The 17,386-nt window shown below is 64.9% G+C and carries 17 protein-coding genes; 11 read left to right on the forward strand and 6 right to left on the reverse strand.

What is annotated here, in order from left to right:
* Nucleotides 1–39: 39 nt before the first annotated feature.
* Both F3H35_RS05755 and cobA read right to left on the reverse strand, forming a co-directional pair.
* Nucleotides 40–1,302, reverse strand: coding sequence for a cobyrinate a,c-diamide synthase (locus F3H35_RS05755; protein WP_149778651.1), 1,263 nt, complete (start codon nucleotides 1,300–1,302; stop codon nucleotides 40–42).
* A 91-nt stretch (nucleotides 1,303–1,393) separates the two neighbouring features.
* Complete coding sequence (gene cobA, locus F3H35_RS05760; RefSeq protein WP_149778652.1) at nucleotides 1,394–2,245, reverse strand: uroporphyrinogen-III C-methyltransferase; 852 nt, start codon at nucleotides 2,243–2,245, stop codon at nucleotides 1,394–1,396.
* 142 nt (nucleotides 2,246–2,387) lie between these two features.
* Here cobA and F3H35_RS05765 point away from each other — a divergent pair, with 142 nt between their 5' ends.
* The 6 genes from F3H35_RS05765 to F3H35_RS05790 all read left to right on the forward strand — a co-directional run bounded on the left by F3H35_RS05765 (nucleotide 2,388) and on the right by F3H35_RS05790 (nucleotide 7,239).
* Nucleotides 2,388–3,434 carry a cobalt-precorrin-5B (C(1))-methyltransferase gene (locus F3H35_RS05765; protein WP_149778653.1) on the forward strand — a complete coding sequence of 349 codons (1,047 nt, stop codon included), beginning with the start codon at nucleotides 2,388–2,390 and terminating at the stop codon, nucleotides 3,432–3,434.
* Nucleotides 3,431–4,159 (forward strand): cobalt-precorrin-6A reductase, encoded by a 729-nt coding sequence (locus F3H35_RS05770; protein ID WP_149778654.1) that lies wholly within the window; start codon nucleotides 3,431–3,433, stop codon nucleotides 4,157–4,159. Before F3H35_RS05765 ends, F3H35_RS05770 begins: the two co-directional genes overlap by 4 nt.
* On the forward strand, nucleotides 4,156–4,785 hold the full coding sequence (locus F3H35_RS05775) for a DNA-3-methyladenine glycosylase family protein (protein WP_149778655.1): 630 nt from the start codon (nucleotides 4,156–4,158) through the stop codon (nucleotides 4,783–4,785). The genes F3H35_RS05770 and F3H35_RS05775 overlap by 4 nt, the downstream gene beginning before the upstream one ends.
* Nucleotides 4,786–4,877: 92 nt before the next feature.
* The gene (locus F3H35_RS05780; RefSeq protein WP_149778656.1) at nucleotides 4,878–5,543 is read left to right on the forward strand and encodes an alpha/beta hydrolase; all 666 of its coding nucleotides are present in this window, start codon (nucleotides 4,878–4,880) and stop codon (nucleotides 5,541–5,543) included.
* A gap of 377 nt (nucleotides 5,544–5,920) precedes the next feature.
* Nucleotides 5,921–6,505 (forward strand): HNH endonuclease, encoded by a 585-nt coding sequence (locus F3H35_RS05785; protein WP_149778657.1) that lies wholly within the window; start codon nucleotides 5,921–5,923, stop codon nucleotides 6,503–6,505.
* Nucleotides 6,506–6,639: 134 nt separating this feature from the next.
* The gene (locus tag F3H35_RS05790; RefSeq protein ID WP_149778658.1) at nucleotides 6,640–7,239 is read left to right on the forward strand and encodes a DUF2238 domain-containing protein; all 600 of its coding nucleotides are present in this window, start codon (nucleotides 6,640–6,642) and stop codon (nucleotides 7,237–7,239) included.
* A 103-nt stretch (nucleotides 7,240–7,342) separates the two neighbouring features.
* Here the strand turns inward: F3H35_RS05790 and F3H35_RS05795 are convergent, their stop codons facing one another.
* Nucleotides 7,343–7,888, reverse strand: coding sequence for a bactofilin family protein (locus F3H35_RS05795; protein WP_149778659.1), 546 nt, complete (start codon nucleotides 7,886–7,888; stop codon nucleotides 7,343–7,345).
* Nucleotides 7,878–9,191 (reverse strand): M23 family metallopeptidase, encoded by a 1,314-nt coding sequence (locus tag F3H35_RS05800; protein ID WP_188129881.1) that lies wholly within the window; start codon nucleotides 9,189–9,191, stop codon nucleotides 7,878–7,880. Before F3H35_RS05800 ends, F3H35_RS05795 begins: the two co-directional genes overlap by 11 nt.
* A gap of 59 nt (nucleotides 9,192–9,250) precedes the next feature.
* On the opposite strand from F3H35_RS05800, the gene F3H35_RS18790 reads away from it, so the two are divergent.
* The gene (locus F3H35_RS18790; RefSeq protein ID WP_188129882.1) at nucleotides 9,251–9,403 is read left to right on the forward strand and encodes a hypothetical protein; all 153 of its coding nucleotides are present in this window, start codon (nucleotides 9,251–9,253) and stop codon (nucleotides 9,401–9,403) included.
* Here F3H35_RS18790 and F3H35_RS05805 read toward each other — a convergent pair.
* Both F3H35_RS05805 and F3H35_RS05810 read right to left on the reverse strand, forming a co-directional pair.
* A complete protein-coding gene (locus F3H35_RS05805) occupies nucleotides 9,382–10,185 on the reverse strand; it encodes a ferritin-like domain-containing protein (protein WP_149778816.1) in 804 nt (267 codons plus the stop codon). The genes F3H35_RS18790 and F3H35_RS05805 overlap by 22 nt on opposite strands.
* A 20-nt stretch (nucleotides 10,186–10,205) precedes the next feature.
* Nucleotides 10,206–10,667, reverse strand: a complete 462-nt coding sequence (locus F3H35_RS05810) for a peroxiredoxin (protein WP_149778660.1) — start codon at nucleotides 10,665–10,667, stop codon at nucleotides 10,206–10,208.
* A 109-nt stretch (nucleotides 10,668–10,776) separates the two neighbouring features.
* On the opposite strand from F3H35_RS05810, the gene F3H35_RS05815 reads away from it, so the two are divergent.
* From F3H35_RS05815 to F3H35_RS05830, 4 genes are all read left to right on the forward strand, one after another.
* A complete protein-coding gene (locus tag F3H35_RS05815) occupies nucleotides 10,777–14,145 on the forward strand; it encodes a YhdP family protein (protein ID WP_149778661.1) in 3,369 nt (1,122 codons plus the stop codon).
* Nucleotides 14,142–15,194 (forward strand): tRNA preQ1(34) S-adenosylmethionine ribosyltransferase-isomerase QueA, encoded by a 1,053-nt coding sequence (gene queA, locus F3H35_RS05820; RefSeq protein WP_149778817.1) that lies wholly within the window; start codon nucleotides 14,142–14,144, stop codon nucleotides 15,192–15,194. The genes F3H35_RS05815 and queA overlap by 4 nt, the downstream gene beginning before the upstream one ends.
* Nucleotides 15,195–15,257: 63 nt before the next feature.
* Nucleotides 15,258–16,538, forward strand: coding sequence for an MFS transporter (locus F3H35_RS05825; protein WP_149778662.1), 1,281 nt, complete (start codon nucleotides 15,258–15,260; stop codon nucleotides 16,536–16,538).
* Nucleotides 16,539–16,673: 135 nt separating this feature from the next.
* Nucleotides 16,674–17,258: a DUF924 family protein gene (locus tag F3H35_RS05830; RefSeq protein WP_149778663.1), complete on the forward strand. Its 585-nt coding sequence runs from the start codon at nucleotides 16,674–16,676 to the stop codon at nucleotides 17,256–17,258.
* Nucleotides 17,259–17,386 lie beyond the last annotated feature (128 nt).

Genomic DNA, 17,386 nt, shown 5'->3' on the forward strand with positions numbered 1-17,386 from the left:
ACCTATTCGTTCAGCCGCGCAAGCGCCGCGGTGCGGCTCTCAGCCCTGGTCGATCACATGGGCGAATGATCCGGTCACCCGGCCCTCGACAAGCCCGGTCTCTCCAAGCACCTGACCTTCCGCATCCGTGCTGCTGAACAGCGGTGCGCCCTTGGCGCTGAGCGTGGTGGCATAGTGAAACTCATGCGCCATGAGCGGGCCCTCGAAGGGGCCTGCATGCGGTATCAGGCGGCGATATCCCAGATGCAGGCGGCGCTGTTGGAAACTGGTCTCCAGCCGCAAGAGCCCGGCCATGGCATGCCGTGTACCTTCGGCATCGATCAGTCCGTCCCCCAGAACCATGTAGCCGCCGCATTCTCCATATATATCAGAAGTTTGTGATGCGTTTCTCAGGCTTTGAATGAATCTCTGCGCGCCTGCGATCCGGCCTGCATGCAGCTCGGGATAGCCACCCGGCAGAAAGACGAAACCGGCCTCCGGCACGGGGTCGTCGGCCAGCGGCGAAAAGACCTTCACCTCGGCGCCCCGGCTCTGCCAATCCTCCAGCATGTGCGGATAGCAAAAGGCAAAGGCCTCGTCCCGGGCCACCGCGATGACTTGCGCGGGCGGCGCGATCCGCGCTGCCTCCGACGCAGGCGCGATCGGGGCTGCCAGTGCGACAAGCGCGTCGATGTCGATCCGGTCCGCCACGATATCCGCCGCGCGCTCCAGAAAAGCCTCGAGATCGGCGCGCTCCTCGGCCTGCACCAGTCCCAGATGCCGCGACGGCAGGGCGAGATCCGGATCGCGCCGCACGGCGCCCAGAACCGGCATGCTCCCGAGGGCCGCGCGCAGCATCCGCTCATGCCGCTCCGAGCCTACGTTGTTCAGGATCACGCCCGCTACATGCACATCGGGATCATGCCCCGCAAACCCTGCCACCAGGGCTGCGACAGACTGCGCCATACGGCCTGCATCGACCACCAGCACCACCGGCAGGGCCAAGTGCCGGGCAAGATCTGCCACGGCACCGCGCCCATCCGGGGGGGCGCCGTCGAAAAGCCCCATGGCGCCTTCGATGATCAGCAGCCCGTCGCCCGCGGCCAGCGCATGGATCCGCTCGGGCGTCATCGCCCAGGCATCGAGATTGACGCAAGGCGCAGCACAGGCCGCCTCGTGAAATCGCGGATCGATGTAATCCGGACCCGATTTGGCCCCGCGCACTGCCATATGCCGCCGCGCCAGCAGCCGCAGCAGCGCCAGTGTCACCGTGGTCTTGCCGCTGCCCGAAGCGGGCGCTGCCAGGATCACTCCCCTTGCCATCGCGGGCCTGTTTTCTTCTGGCTGAAAATATCCCGGGGGAGTCGCCGCTTGCGGCGACGGGGGCAGGGCCCCCGGTCTTGCGTCGCCCGCCTCAAGCGCTTTCGGCGGGGCGTCCCCGGCCGAGCGGATCAAGATCGCGTGGCGCGTGCCCTGCGGCCATGGCCTGCCAGTCCAGCACCTGGCGCATCAGCACCGACCGGCCCACACAAAGGATCGCTGGCGGCTCGAGTTGGCTTGCCGCGATATCGGCGGCCATGCGTTCCAGCGTGGTCTCCAGCACATCCTGATCGCCGGTGGTGGCGGCACAGACGACCGCGCAGGGCTCATTGCCCGGGCGGCCTGCCTGCATCAGCGCGCCGGCGATGCGCTCCACATGTTTCATGCCCATGTAGATCACGATCACCTGGCTGCCGCGGGCGATCGCCTCCCAGTCCAGCGATGAAGGCGTTTGCCCGGACTGATCATGGCCGGTGACGAAAGTGACCGACTGGTTCACGTCGCGATGCGTGACCGGGATGCCGGCATAGGCCAGCCCGCCGATCCCTGCGCTGATGCCGGGAATGATGCGGATCGGCACGCCGTGTTGGACCAGCGTCTGCGCTTCTTCTCCGCCGCGGCCGAAAACAAAGGGATCGCCCCCCTTGAGCCGCAACACCCGCTTGCCTGCGCGCGCCAGATCCACCAGCCGCAGCGAGATGTCACGCTGCTTGGCCGAGGGTTTGCCGCCGCGCTTGCCGGCATAGATCCGCTCGGCCTGCGGTGCCCAGTCAAGGATCGCCTCCTGCACCAGCGCGTCATAGATCACCACATCCGCCTGACGCAGCGCGTTGACGGCATGCAGGGTCAGCAATCCGGGGTCGCCGGGGCCGGCACCGCACAGCCAGACCCAACCGGGCTGCAGGACGGGCCAGTCGGCCTGGGGAAGGGAAAGTGAATCGCTCATGGATTTCTGTATGCCCTGACTTGGGCGCGCGCGAAAGGTTGCAAACGACATGGAGCCCTGTGCGCTGCGACATCCGGCATGTGCCAAGATGGGAAATTTGCCAATTGGCCTTGTCCGGAGGCAGGCCTATAGTCCGCCTGACATGAGCCGCAAACCCGCCAAGGAGCTGCGCCGTGGCTGGACCACGGGCGCCTGTGCCACCGCCGCCCTGCGCGCGGCGCTCATGATGCTGTGGGGCGAGGGGCGGCCCGCCAGGGTGCGTATCACCCTGCCACAAGGTGAGACGCCCGAGTTCGAGATCGTGGAGGCCCGGCAAGGCGATGGCTGGGCCGAGGCGGGGGTGATCAAGGATGCGGGCGACGACCCGGATGTGACCCATGGCGCGCTCATCAAGGCCCGAGTGACGGCATCGAACGGCGGTGTGCTGTTCCGCGCGGGCGATGGTGTGGGCACCGTGACCATGCCCGGCCTGCCCATCGCGCCGGGCGAGCCTGCGATCAATCCCGTGCCGCGACAGATGATGACCCAAACGGTTGAAGACATGGCCGAACGGCTGTCTGAATCCCCCGATATCGAGATCACGATTTCGGTGCCCGGCGGGCAGGCGCTGGCGCAGAAGACATGGAACCCGCGGCTTGGCATCAAGGGGGGTATTTCGATCCTCGGGACCACGGGCATCGTGCGGCCGTTCTCTTGTGCTGCGTGGATTGCGTCGATCCATCGCGGGATAGACGTGGCCTGTGCTGCGGGACACGGCCATGTGGCGGGATGCACCGGGGCGACCAGCGAAAAGACCGTGCAGGCGCTCTATGGTCTGCCTGATACCGCGATGCTGGACATGGGGGATTTTGTCGGCGGGTTGCTCAAATATCTGGCCAAACATCCCGTGCCGCGTGTCACGATTGGGGGTGGCATCGGCAAGATGACGAAGCTTGCGCAAGGGGCGCGCGATCTGCATTCGGGCCGCAGTCAGGTGGATTTCGACCAATTGGCCAAGGTGCTCGGGATGCCCGATCTGGCCTTCATGAACACCGCCTTGCAAGCCTATGACAACTTCGGCGCGCCGATGGCTGATTGGGTCGCCCGCGCGGCCTTGGACAATGTGCGCGCAATGCTTCCCGCAGAGGTGATCGCGGATACCGTCGTGATCGACCGCGAGGGCCGGATCATCGCGAGGGCCGGCGCATGACGCTGCTCTTGCTGGCCGGCACCGGCGAGGCGCAGGTGATCGCGCGCGAACTGGCCGCCGAGGGCAGGGCCGCCATCGCATCTCTGGCCGGGGCGACACGGGCACCCAAACCCACCGGATTGCCCACGCGGATCGGCGGATTTGGCGGCGCCGAGGGCTTTCGGGCCTATCTGACCGATGCGGGCATCAGCGCGGTGCTGGACGCCACGCATCCTTTCGCGCATCGGATCAGCGCGCGCAGTGCCCGGATATGTCATGAGCTGGGGCTGCCTTATTGTCAGGTGCTGCGCCCCGCCTGGGAGCCTGAGACAGGCGATGACTGGACCATGCTGGATCACGAGGAACAGGCCGCCGATCATGTCGCGCCGGGCTCTACGGTGTTTCTTGCTACCGGACGCCAAACGCTTGCGCGCTTCGCCAATCTTTCGTCCTGCCGCCTGATCTGCCGCCAGATCGACCCGCCCGAAGCGCCGTTTCCCTTTCCCAATGGCGAATTCCTGATCGGGCGGCCGCCCTTTTCGGTTGCGGATGAAATCAACACCTTTTCGCGGCTCGCCGTCGACTGGCTCATCGTCAAGAACGCCGGTGGCGAGGTGCCGCGCACGAAATTGCATGCCGCGCGTCAGCTTGCTATCCCTGTGATCATGCTCAACCGACCGCGACAACCCGATGCGTTCAGGGTCGAAACCGCCTGTCAGGCGCTGGACTGGGTGGCAAGGCTGTGACCGGGCGCATCATCGAAACGCTCGACGATGTCGAAGAAGGTGCGGCTCATTTGCGCGCGGCCTGTCCGCGCATGGCCCATGCCCATGATCTGACCGCGCCGCTGCCGCTGCGGCGGCGACAGGACGGGTTCGAACAGCTGCTCAATGCGATCGTCAGTCAGCAGGTCAGTGTCGCGGCAGCCGATGCGATCTGGTCGCGGATGAAGGGCGCAAAGCTGACCGGGCCGCGCAAGATCCTGTGGGCCAGCGATGATGATCTGCACGCCGCCGGCCTGAGCCGGCAGAAAATCCGTTATGCGCGCGCACTGGCCGAGGCGCGGATCGATTACCGCGCCTTGCGCGATGCGCCGACAGAGCAGGTTATCGAGACCCTGACCGAAGTGCCTGGCATCGGGGTCTGGACTGCGGAAATCTATGCGATGTTCAGTCTCGGGCGGGCAGACGTGTTCGCGCCAGGTGATCTGGCTTTGCAGGAGGGCGCGAGGCTTCTTTACGACTTGCCGGAACGGCCCAATGAACGCGCGCTGCGCGCCATGTCCGAAGCGTGGCGCCCCTGGAGGTCGGTCGCGGCGCGTATTCTTTGGGCCTATTATGCGCAGTGCATCCGGCGCGAGGGGGTCCGCTAGATGCTTGGGCGTTTGCCGAAATGAACCGCGCGATATTGCGTGATGACCTGCGCTGTGCGATGCGCTTGTGAAACAGAGGGGATATTGACCAGATGACACGCGTATTGCAGGCAGGCCGCAAGGAGCCACATTCGGGAACGACTCGCTCGGTCGTGGTATTCCTGCATGGGTATGGCGCGAACGGGGCGGATCTTTTGGGGATTGCCGATGTGCTGGCCGAGCATCTGCCGGACACGCTGTTCGTGGCGCCTGACGCGCCCGAGACGATCCCGATGATGCCGACCGGATATCAGTGGTTTCCGATCCCCTGGATCGACGGCTCGTCCGAAGAGGAATCCGAGCGCGGGTTGCTTGCGGCGGCGGATGATCTGAACGCGTTTCTCGATGCGCTGATGGTGGATGAAGATGTGATGCCCGAACAGGTGGTTCTGTTCGGGTTCAGTCAGGGCACGATGATGGCGCTGCATGTCGCGCCGCGCCGGGAGGATCCGGTGGCGGGCATCGTTGCCTTCTCGGGGCGGCTTTTGCGGCCTGAATTGCTGGAGGATGAGGCGGTTTCAAGACCGCCTGTGATTCTGATTCATGGCGATGCCGATGACGTTGTGCCGCCGCAATCCTTGCCGCAGGCCGCCGAGGCGTTGCAGGCGGCGGGGTGGAAGGATGTCTATGCGCATGTCATGAAGGGCACCGCGCATGGCATCGCGCCCGATGGGCTGCAGGTGGCGCTGGCCTTCATACGCGACAAACTGAATTTCTGAAGGCTCGGCCCGAAGGGCAAGAGGTGGCGAATTCCCCTGAATTTTCAGGAGGATACACGGAGTAGTTCGAGCGCGTATCTGCGCGGCGGAGGATATAGTCCGTGATCCCATGACCGCCGGTGATGGGCCGGGTGCGGCCTGGGGGCTGATCTGGCGAGGTGGCCAGCCCCCGAGAGACCAGAGCCACGAACCGCCCCCAGACCTGTGGATAAGTGTCATATTGGCGTTACGAGGGCGGATTACGCATCCCCTATATCTGCCGAATATGTGGGGCTTGTCAGGTGACGAACACGATATATAGTTATCCACAGAAAGGGGCGGCGAGTCCCGTCCCGAGGTCGGCTTAGGGCATGGATCGAGCGGGGGCTGTATGAAAGATGGACGGTGAATTCAGAACCGAGTTCGTCCGGGAACCGGCGGCACTGAGACAGAATCCCGCGCTGGTTCTGAATGCTGATTTTCGACCCTTGTCATATTACCCCTTGTCGCTTTGGTCCTGGCAGGATGCAGTAAAGGCGGTTTACCTTGATCGTGTTGATATCGTTGCAGAATATGAGCACACGGTGCGCAGTCCGAGCACCGAAATTCGCATCCCGAGCGTGATCGTTCTGAAGGATTTTGTGAAGCCGCAGAAACGAGTTGCGTTTACGAGGTTCAATCTTTTTCTGCGCGATGAGTTCTGTTGTCAGTATTGCGGGGCGAAGGGGGATTTGACCTTCGACCATGTGGTGCCACGCGCCAGCGGGGGAATCACCAGTTGGGAAAACGTGGTCGCGGCCTGTAGCAAATGCAATTTGCGCAAGGGTTCCAAGAGCTTACGGCAAGCGGGGATGAGCCTGCAAAAGTCGCCGCGCCAGCCGGGCGCGGAGCAGTTGCGCAATATGGGCCGCAAGTTTCCGCCCAATTACCTGCATGAAAGCTGGCTCGATTTCCTGTATTGGGATGCCGAACTGGAGGCGTGACGCCTGGTTTCAATGTGTAGGGTTTGTACGAAACCTACACGGGTTTGGGACCAAACACGGGCGCGTTGACGAGAGTTGTGTCCCTTCCGTACACAAATGCCCGCCGAAGCGTCACCGAAGGGTGAGGTTCACAGATGCAACTGACCCGATCCGAAACCGCCGTCGCCGCCTTCACGGCAAGCTACGTGGTGGCGTTCACCCTGTGGTTCCTGTCGATCGGCAATAGCGAATTCATCGTCTATGTCGTCACGATGATCTGTCTTGTGGCGATGATCGGGCTGTCGCTGCGCAAGGCGGCCTATCCGGCGGGAATGCTTTGGGCGCTGTCGGTCTGGGGGCTGGCGCATATGGCGGGTGGCGGGGTGCCGGTCGATGGGTCTGTGCTTTACAATCTGGTGCTGGTCCGGCTGGTCGAGACGCAGAGCTATGTGATCCTGAAATACGATCAGCTGGTGCATGCCTATGGGTTCGCGGTGACGGCGTGGCTCTTGCGTCATCTGCTGCTTCGACATTTCCCGCAGATGGCGGGCAGTGCCACGGCGCTGGTCTATCCGGTGATCGGCGCGATGGGTCTTGGCTCGCTCAACGAGATGATCGAGTTCACGGCGGTGCTGATGGTGCCCGAGACGAATGTGGGCGGGTATTACAACACGGCGCTCGATCTGGTGTTCAACGCGGCGGGGGCGGTGGGTGCGATGGGGATCGCGGCGCTGGTCGAGAGGCGCGCGGCGTGAGCGGACGATTCGCGGCGCGGTGACCGTGCGCCAGACAAGAAAAAGGCGCCGCTGCGGAGCAGGGCGCCTTTGGCGTGTGTGTGTCCCGGTTGCGCGTGGCGCGTCAGGAGCCGGCCTTGGCGGCAGGTTGCTGCGCGCTTGCGGGGGCGGAAGAAGCCGGTGCCGAGGCGGCAGGCGCCTTGGGCGCGTTCGACTTGGCGTTCAGGGGATCATCCTGCCGCTGCACCGAGCCTTCGAAATGGGCGCCGGATTCGATCGCGATGGTCTTGTGGATGATGTCGCCTTCGACGCGGGCGGTCGAGGTCAGACGCACCTTGAGGCCACGCACGCGACCGACGATGCGACCGTTGATGACAACGTCATCAGCGACGATCTCACCCTTGATGGTGGCGCCTTCGCCGACCGTCAGAAGGTGCGCGCGGATGTCGCCTTCGACGGTGCCTTCGACCTGAATGTCACCGGTTGTCTTGAGGTTGCCGGTGATGTGCAGATCCGCCGAAAGGACCGACGCGGGCGGCTTGGCCTTGGGCGCCGATGCCTTGAACTCGGAGCCGGAATAGGAAGTGTCGGCCGACCGGTCAGGCGTGGAGGTCTGTCTGGGATCTTCTGCCTTGGGGGCGGGATCGTTGATTTTGCTTTTAGAAAACATCGTTAGCAGCCTTGATATAGATCATGGGGTTGACGGCCTTGCCGCCGACACGGACTTCGTAGTGTAGATGTGTGCCCGTGGAACGTCCAGTATTGCCCATATCACCGATCCGCTCTCCGCGCGAGACCCTTTGGCCTTCGGTCACGTGGATTTTGGATAGATGGGCGTAGCGGGTCTCGATTCCGAACTCGTGCTTGATCTTGACCAGACGGCCATAGCCCGAAAGCCAGCCGGCGTGAATGACGACGCCATCGGCGGTGGAATAGATCGGCGTGCCATGCGGCGCGGCGAAATCCGTGCCCTCATGCATCCGGCCCCACCGCATCCCGAAACCGGAGGTGTAGCGGAAGGCGTTGCGCAGCGGCGTTGCAAAGGGGGCTTTCTGGGCGGCGATCCGGTAGATGTTGAGCCGGTCCATCTGATTGAGGATCTCATTGGCGCGCGCCTCGTCGCCCGAGGCGGCTTCGCCGCGGGTCGACAGGCTGAGCGGGGTCAGGGGGCCGCCCTGACCGGAATAGCCGCGGCGCACGCTGTCGAGCAGCTTTTCGGTGTCCATGCCCGCGGCGCGGAACATCTTGTCGAGCGGTTCGACCGAGATGGTCATGGCGTCTTCGAGCTGGCTGAAGATCTGATCGTTCTGGTCGCGCATCAGGGCGATCTGCAGGGCCATTTCATCGGCCTGAAGCAGGGCGTCACGCGCGTCACGCTCGATCCGGTCACGCTCTTCTGCGGTTTCCTGAAGGGCGGCGGCGAGGAAATCGACCGTGCCGTTGCCATCTTCGACCGAGGCGCCGGGGGCGGTGCCGGTTTCCTGCATGGCTTCGGCGAGGGCGGTCAGTTCATCGCGGGCGTTTTCCCGCTCGCCCATCACACGGCGCAGGGTGGTCTGGATGACCTCGATGCCGGTTTCCATTTCGCGGCGCCGGGTTTCGGAGGCCAGCAATTCGGATTGCATGAGGGAAATCTGTTCGAGCGCCGAGTTGAAGCGTTGCTGAGCGGCCAGAGCCTCTTCGGCGCGCATGTCGCGTTCCTGGGCGAGGTCATTGAGGCGGTATTCGTAGGTGCGCTGATCGCGCTTGGCCTGTTCGCGGAAATTGCCGGAACCGATGCTGTCCATCAGCAGGATGGCGGTGGCGATGATGGCCCAGGCGACGATGGTGGAGGCGCCGAGAAAGGCCAGAAGTTGAGAATGAGGTCGGAGCCGGATGAAGCGGGTATCGGTATCAGATTTGAGGAAAACCCGACGCTCGGGGAAATACCGCTCGAGCAGGGTGTGAAGCCTGATTGCAATTCTTGTCCGCAAGACGACGGTCCCTTGTAACCCTTCTCAATCGCGGCGTTTGTTGCAACTGGTCATCTTTTGTGACCGGACGCCTGCAAAAAATGGCTTACCGAGTGGAATCGCTCAGGGCAAGGTTTTTGGGCAATGATGTCCGGAAAATGGGCGTATTGTTGCTTGAACGGCGAAAAATCGCCGATCCCCAAGGGCTTGCCTATGCTTTCGAAGAGGGCTGATCGGCCAGAGGCCAGTAGAAATCGGGGGGAATTCCGGCCTCGGCGCGCTTTTCCTCGTTGAAGGGTGGCTTGAGGGCGCCGTGGAAATAGGTGCGGACAAGCTCGTGAAATGCCTGCGTGGGATCCGTGTTCTGGCGACCGCAGAGGAAGTGGAACCATTTCGAGCCATAGGCGACATGGTGCACCTCTTCGGCATAGATCACCTGCATCGCCTCGATTGCGGCGGTGTCGCCGGCCTTGCGGAAGATCTCGATCATGCCGGGGGTGACATCGAGGCCACGGGCTTCGAGCACCATGGGCACGACCGCGAGGCGGCCCATCAGGTCCTGGGCGGTGTCTTCGGCGGCGCGCCACATGCCGGCATGGGCGGGAAGGGCGCCGTAATGGCTGCCATGTGCTTCAAGACAGTCGCATATCAGGTTGAAATGCTTGGATTCTTCGTCGGCCGATTTGACCCAGTCATCATAGAAGCCGATGGGCATGGGGACATGGCCGAAGCGCGCGATGATGTCCCAGTGCAGGTCCACGGCATTGAGTTCGATATGTGCGACGGCATGCAGGATCGCGAGCCGGCCCTGCGCGCTGCCGGGGCGGCGGCGCGGCACGTCGCGCGGATCCAGAAGCTCGGGGCGGTCGGGGCGCGCGGGGCGTAGCGGGGGCAGTGCTGTGCCGATGGGAAGGGGATCACCCGCGTCGCGGGAGGCGAACCACGTGGCGGCATGGCGGCGCGAGAGGGCGGTCTTTTCGCGGCCATCGGCGGTGGAGAGCACCTCCACCGCCATCTGGGCAAGCGTCTGACCGCTCAAAGCGCGCGCACCGCGTCGAGCACCTCTTCGGCATGGCCGGGCACCTTGACCTTGCGCCAGACCCGGGCGATCTGCCCGTCGCCGTCGATCAGGAAGGTGGAGCGCTCGATGCCGAGGAACTTCTTGCCATACATGCTTTTTTCCTTCCAGACGCCGTAGGTTTCGCAGACGTCGGAGTCGGCATCGGAGAGCAGTGGCACTTCGAGCCCGTGTTTGTCGCGGAACTTGTCATGGGCGGCGATGTCGTCCTTGGAGATGCCGAAGACCTGCGCGCCCGCCGCTTCGAAATCGGCCTTGAGCGTGGTGAAGGCGATGGCCTCCTTGGTGCAGCCCGACGTGTCGTCGCGCGGGTAGAAGAACAGCACGACCGGCGCGGGGCGCAGGCCGGAGAGGGTTATCTCGCCGCCGCCATCGCGGGGCAGGGTGAAATCGGGAGCGGATGCGCCGGTATCTGGCATGGTGTCTTCCTTGTTATGGCTGCGACTCGGGGTCATATTAGGGCAGGACACGCCGGATTAAAGGCATCAGGCATCCGGTCCGGGCGACCGGACCGATCGAGCGAGACGAATGAGCGAACCCCAGCACGAGACGTCAGGCGGCAGTCGGGTCAGGAAAGCGGCGTTATGGTCGATCCTGACCCTTGCGATGCTTGCCGTCGTGGTTTCGGTGGCGCTGTCGATGGCGACGGGGCGCGATTACGCGGCCCCTGCATGGCTGCAGGAGCGGATCACGACCGCGATCAATGCCGATATCGACGGGGTTTCGATCGGGTTCGGCGGTATCGGGCTGCGCATCGAGGAGGACTGGACGCCGCAATTGCACCTGAGCGATGTGACGCTGCGCGGCGCGGATGGGGCGATGCTGGCCAGCCTGCTGGATGTGCGCGGGACGGTGGCGCTGAGGCCGCTCATGCGCGGCGATCTGCACCCGGCGCAAATCGGTGTATCGGGCGCGCGGGTGATCCTGCGGCGGTCTGCCGATGGGCGCATCGGGCTGAGTGTCGGGGAGGCCGCGCCGGGACCCGACGAGGCGATGAGCGTGGCCGAGCTTGCCGCGCGGCTTGATGCGCTGCTGGAGCGGCCGCAATTCGCGGCGCTGCGCCAGTTGAGCGCCGACAACCTCACGCTGCGCTACGAGGATGCGCGGGCCGAGCGCGCCTGGTCTGCCGATGGCGGGCGGCTGGAGATGACGCGCAGCGGTGACGATCTGACGATCCGGGGCGATGTGGCCCTTTTGGGGGCAAGGGACTACGCCACGACGCTGGCTATGAATTACACCCGCCGGATCGGCGAGACGGCGGCGGATTTCGGCGTGACGTTCGAGGATATGCCGGCGCGCGACATTGCCGGGCAGTCGCCCGCGCTGACCTGGCTCGAGGCGCTGGATGCGCCGATCTCGGGGGCGCTGAGGGCTTCGGTCGACGAGGAGGGGCGGTTGGGGCCGCTCAATGCCACGCTGCATATCACCGAAGGCGAGTTGCGGCCCAACGAGGCGACCAAGCCGATCCCGTTCTCGGAGGCGCGGGTCTATTTCACCTATGATCCCGCCGATCAGGCGATGCGCTTCAGCGATGTGACGCTGACCAGCAATTGGGTCACGGCGCGCGCCGAGGGGCAGGCGTATCTTGTGGGCATGGAGCAGGGCTGGCCGAGCGAGTTGCTGGGTCAGTTCCGCCTGACCGATATCCGCGCCAATCCCGAGGGGCTTTATCCCGAACCGGTCGAGATCGAGCAGGCGGTGATGGATATGCGGCTGCGGCTTGATCCGTTCCGGCTCACGCTTGGGCAATTGAGCCTGAGCGATCAGGGGTCGCGGATGGTTCTGAACGGCGATCTGATCGCCGGGGCGCAGGGCTGGCGGCTGGCGCTTGATGGGCGGATGGATGCGCTTGACAGCGACCGGCTGCAGGCGTTGTGGCCGCGAAGCGTCACGCCGGTGACCCGCGAGTGGATCGAGCAGAATGTCCGCGCCGCCGATCTGAGCAACCTGCAGCTGGCGCTGCGCGCCGATCCGGGGCGCCCGGCGGATGTCTTCCTTGGTTTCGACTTCACCGGGCTGGAGACGCAGTTCGTCAAGGATGTGCCGGTGATCGAGGCCGCAACAGGCCATGCCTCGTTGAGTGACAATCGCTTTGTCATCACCGCCGATAGCGGCCATGTGACGGCGGCGCAGGGCGGGCGGATCGACATTTCAGGCACCAGCTTCATCATCCCCGATGTCCGGGTCAATCGCGGCCCGGCCCGCGCGCGGCTGAGCACGCAAAGCACGGTCACGGCGGCGCTGTCGCTGCTGAACGAAAAGCCCTTTGGCTTCATGACCAAGGCCAATCTTCCGGTGACTCTGGCGGATGGGCAGGCGCGGCTTGCCGGGCGGCTGGATTTCCTGCTCAAGCCCGGTCTGCAGCCCGACGAGGTGGCGTTCGACGTGGTGGGCACCCTGAGTGATGTGCGCAGCGAGAGCCTTGTGCAGGGCCGGGTGATCGCAGCGCCGGTGCTGGATCTCAAGGCCGGCAATTCCGGCGTGAGCGTGAGCGGCGCGGGACGGATCGGGCAGGTGCCTGTCGAGGGCAGCTGGCAGAGCGCGCTTGGCCCGGAGGCCGATGGCACCAGCCGGGTGAGCGGCTGGATCGAGCTGTCGGAGCGGTTCGTGGACGAGTTCCGCGTCGGGCTGCCGCCCGGAAGCCTTGAAGGACAGGGGCGCGCCGATGTGGAGATCGTCCTGCCGCGCGGGGCGCCGGGGCAGTTCACGCTGCGTTCGGATCTGGCGGGTGTGGCGCTGCGGCTGCCCGAGCTGGACTGGGCGCTTCCGGCGGCGGCAAGGGGCAGTCTGGAAGTGTCGGGCACGCTTGGCGAGCCGCCGCAGATCGATCTGGTGGCGCTGGATGCAGGTGGGCTGCAGGCGCAGGGCAGTGTGAGCCTGCAAGCGGACGGCACGTTGGAGCGGGCGCGGTTTTCGAGAGTGCGGCTGGATGATTGGCTGAGCGCGCCGGTGGATCTGGTGGGGCGCGGGGCGGATCGCGCGCCGCAGATTCTGGTGTCTGGTGGCACGGTCGATCTGCGCCGCACGTCGCTTGCCGGGGATGGGCGCGGCCCTGATGGCGGCGGGCCGCGGCGCGGCGGGCCGGTGTCGCTGGCGCTGGACCGGCTGGTGATATCCGAGGGGATCACGCTGACGGATTTCCGGGCCGATCTGGACATGGCGGGCGGTGCGACGGGGCGCTTTACCGCAAGAGTGAACGAGGGGGCTGCGATCACGGGCAGTATCGTGCCGAAAGACGGGCGCAGCGCGTTCCAGATCATGGCCGGGGATGCGGGCGGCGTGCTGGCTTCGGCGGGGCTTTTGCGGCAGGCGAGGGAAGGGGAGATGTCGCTGACGCTGGTGCCCGCGGGGGCGCCGGGCAGCTATCACGGCTCCTTGTTGGTCGCGAATGTGCGGCTGACCGATGCGCCGGCGCTGGCGGATCTGCTCAATGCAATCAGCGTGGTGGGGCTTTTGGAGCAGCTCGATGGAGAGGGCATCCATTTCAGCGAGGTGAAGGCGCAGTTCGAGCTGACGCCCGAGCGCGTCGCGGTTCTGGCGGGCAGTGCGGTGGGCGCGTCGATGGGGATCTCGATGCAGGGCAATTACTATACCGGCAGCCGGCAGCTGGATATGCACGGGGTGCTGTCCCCGTTCTACATGGTCAATGCGGTGGGCGGGCTATTCACACGACGCGGCGAGGGGATCGTCGGCGTCAATTACGAGATGCGGGGATCTGCGGATGCGCCGAGCGTGAGGGTGAACCCGTTGTCGATCCTGACGCCGGGGGTGTTTCGCGATCTCTTTCGCCGCCCGCCGCCAGATGGTATCGGCGCACCGCAAGAGGCACAGGACGAGGGCGCGCCGGCGGATCGCGGGCAGGGCGTCAGGCGGGCGCCATGGGAGAACGACAGGTGAAGCTGAGCGATTTCGATTTCGATCTGCCGGAGGATTTGATCGCGACACGGCCCGCGCGGCCCAGATCCTCGGCGCGGCTGCTGGTGGCGCAGGGCGATGCGATCCAGGATGCGATCGTGCGCGATCTGGGCGATTGGCTGCGGCCCGGGGACCGGCTGGTTCTGAACGACACGGCGGTGATTCCGGCGCGGCTGAGCGGGGTGCGACGGCGTGAGGGACCCGAGGGGGCAACGCAGGCGAAGATCGAGGTGACCTTGCTGGAGCCGGGGCCGGAGGGCGACTGGAGCGCGCTGGTCAAGCCGCTGAAGAAGGTGCGCGACGGCGAGGTGATCGTGTTCGGCGCGGGGCTGGAGGCCGAGGTGCTGGCGCGCCGTGAGGGGCAGGGGCTGTTGCGGTTCAACCTCGAGGGTGAGGCGTTCGACACGGCGCTGAATGCCGCAGGGGCCATGCCGCTGCCGCCCTATATCGCCGCGCGCCGGGCCGCCGATGCGCAGGACCGCACCGATTACCAGACCGTCTGGGCGCGCCATAAGGGCGCCGTGGCGGCGCCCACCGCGTCGCTGCATTTCGACGCCGAGCTGCTCGAGCGGCTGGAGGCGATGGGCGTCACGTTCAGCCATGTGACGCTGCATGTGGGGGCGGGTACGTTCCTGCCGGTCAAGGTCGAGGATGTGACCACCCACAAGATGCATGCGGAATGGGGCCGGGTGAGCGAGGCTGCCGCCGCCGAGATCGCCGCCACCAAGGCGGCGGGCGGGCGGGTGATCCCGGTGGGCACCACCGCGCTGCGGCTGATCGAAAGCGCCGCACAGGCCAGTGGCGCGATCGCGCCCTGGGAAGGCGAGACCGATATCTTCATTTATCCCGGCTTCACGTTTCGGGTGACCGATGCGCTGATTACGAATTTCCACCTTCCGAAATCCACCCTGATGATGCTGGTTTCGGCGCTTATGGGGCAGGACCGGATCCGGAAAATCTATGATCACGCGGTCGAAAACCGCTACAGGTTCTTTTCCTACGGGGACGCTTCACTGTTGATCCCGGGCTGATTTGCTGGCAGGCCGGAAGGGTGGCGGACGGTTCCGGCACCCCTTCTGTGCGGAGTTTGACGGATGCTGCAGGTTCTGAACGGCGCGTGGGCGCTTTTGCTGGGCATGATGTTGTTGCAGGTCGGCAACGGCATGCAAAGCACGTTGCTGGGCATTCGCGGCGAGATCGAGGGGTTTTCGACCTTTTCGATGTCGCTGGTCATGACGGGCTATTTCGTGGGCTTCCTGTTCGGGTCGCGCATGGCGCCCGAGATGATCCGGCGGGTGGGGCATGTGCGGGTCTTCGCGGCGCTGGCCTCGCTGATTTCGGCGGTGATGATCCTTTATCCGACGCTGACCGATCCGATTGCATGGGGTCTGGGGCGCATCCTGATCGGCTTCTGCTTTTCGGGCGTCTATGTCACGGCGGAAAGCTGGCTGAACAACTCGGCCACCAATGAGACGCGGGGGCAGGCGCTGTCGGCCTACATGATCGTGCAGATGGTCGGGATCGTGAGCGCGCAGGCGCTGATGCTGGTGGCCGATCCGGGGGGATTCGTGCTGTTCATCATCCCGTCGGTGCTGGTGTCGCTGAGTTTTGCGCCGATCCTGCTGTCGATCAGTCCGACGCCCGCCTTCGGGACCACAAAGCCGATGACGCTGCGGCAGATCCTCGATACCTCGCCGCTTGGCTGTGTGGGCATGTTCCTGCTGGGGGGCGTCTTTGCGGCCCAGTTCGGGATGGCGCCGGTCTTCGGGGCCGAGGCGGGACTGAGCGTGGCGCAGATCTCGACTTTCGTTGCGACGTTTTTCATCGGCGCGCTGGTGCTGCAATATCCCATCGGCTGGCTGTCGGACCGGATGGATCGCCGGGTGCTGATCTTCGTGGCGTCGCTGGTCTGTGCCAGCGGTGCGATCATCGGCTTCCTGCTGGGAGAAATCTTTGCGATGCTGCTGGTGGCGGGGCTGCTCATCGGGGGCATGTCGAACCCGCTCTATTCGCTGCTGATCGCCCATACCAATGACTTTCTGGACCGCGACGACATGGCCGCGGCCTCGGGGGGGTTGTTGTTCATCAACGGTCTGGGCGCGGTTGCCGGGCCGCCGGTCACCGGCTGGGCGATGGGCAAGATGGGCCCGTCGGCGTTTTTCCTGATCGTCGCTGTGCTGACCCTGACGATGGCGGTTTATGCCGCCTACCGGATGACGCAGCGCGCGGCCCCGGCTGTGAGCGAGACGGAAAGCTTCGCCCCGCTGCCCGCCAGCGCATCGGTCGTCGCGGTGGAGGCGGCGCAGGAATATGCGCTGGAGCAGGCCGAGCAGGCCGAAGAGGCGGCGGCCAACACGCCGCAAGGATCGGCGTAAACGCGCCGACGGTTGCGCTAACGTCACGCATACCCCTTAGATTGTAGTAATTCGTGACTATCTTTCGCGGCGCAAGTGAAGTTAACATTTTTGTAACAGCAGGTTGAGGCCGTCAGGGGCCGCAAGGAGGAACCTATGGTAGCGCCCGAGGATGTATTGGGTTTCTGGTTGGACACGGTTGGGCCGGAAGGCTGGTACAACCCGACCGAAGCGCTGGATCAGACGATCCGGGACCGGTTCGAAGACGCATGGCGCGGCGCCTGCGAGGGCACCCATGCGCTTTGGTTGACCTATCCGAGCGGCGCGCTGGCCTATATCATCCTCACCGACCAGTTCCCGCGCAACATGTTCCGCGGCGAGGGGCGGGCCTTTGCCACCGACCGGATGGGGCTGGCCGTGGCCAAGGCGGCGATCCACCGCAAATGGGACATGCGCATCGACGAGCCGGCGCGGCAGTTCTATTACCTGCCGCTGATGCATTCCGAGAACCTGTGCGATCAGGACCGCTGCGTACGGCTGATCTGTGAGCGGATGCCCGAGACCGGCGCCGACAATCTGCTGCATGCCCGCGCGCATCGCGAGGTGATCCGCAAGTTCGGCCGCTTCCCCTATCGCAACGAGGCGCTGGAGCGCATGAGCACCGGGCATGAGCGCGATTATATCGCCAAGGGCGGCTATGGCGCCACCTTGCGCGAATTTCAGGCGGCGGCTGCGGCCTGAGGCGGCCTGAGGGCTGCGGCGGCGTCGCTGGGGAAACCGGGGGGAAACCGGAAATATCATCATCGGTGACAAGGGGTTAACCCCTTTCACCGCTGTCGGAGAGGATGGCGGGTGCTGTCCTGCGTTGT

Source organism: Roseovarius litoreus, assembly GCF_900142765.1.
Lineage (GTDB): Bacteria > Pseudomonadota > Alphaproteobacteria > Rhodobacterales > Rhodobacteraceae > Roseovarius > Roseovarius litoreus.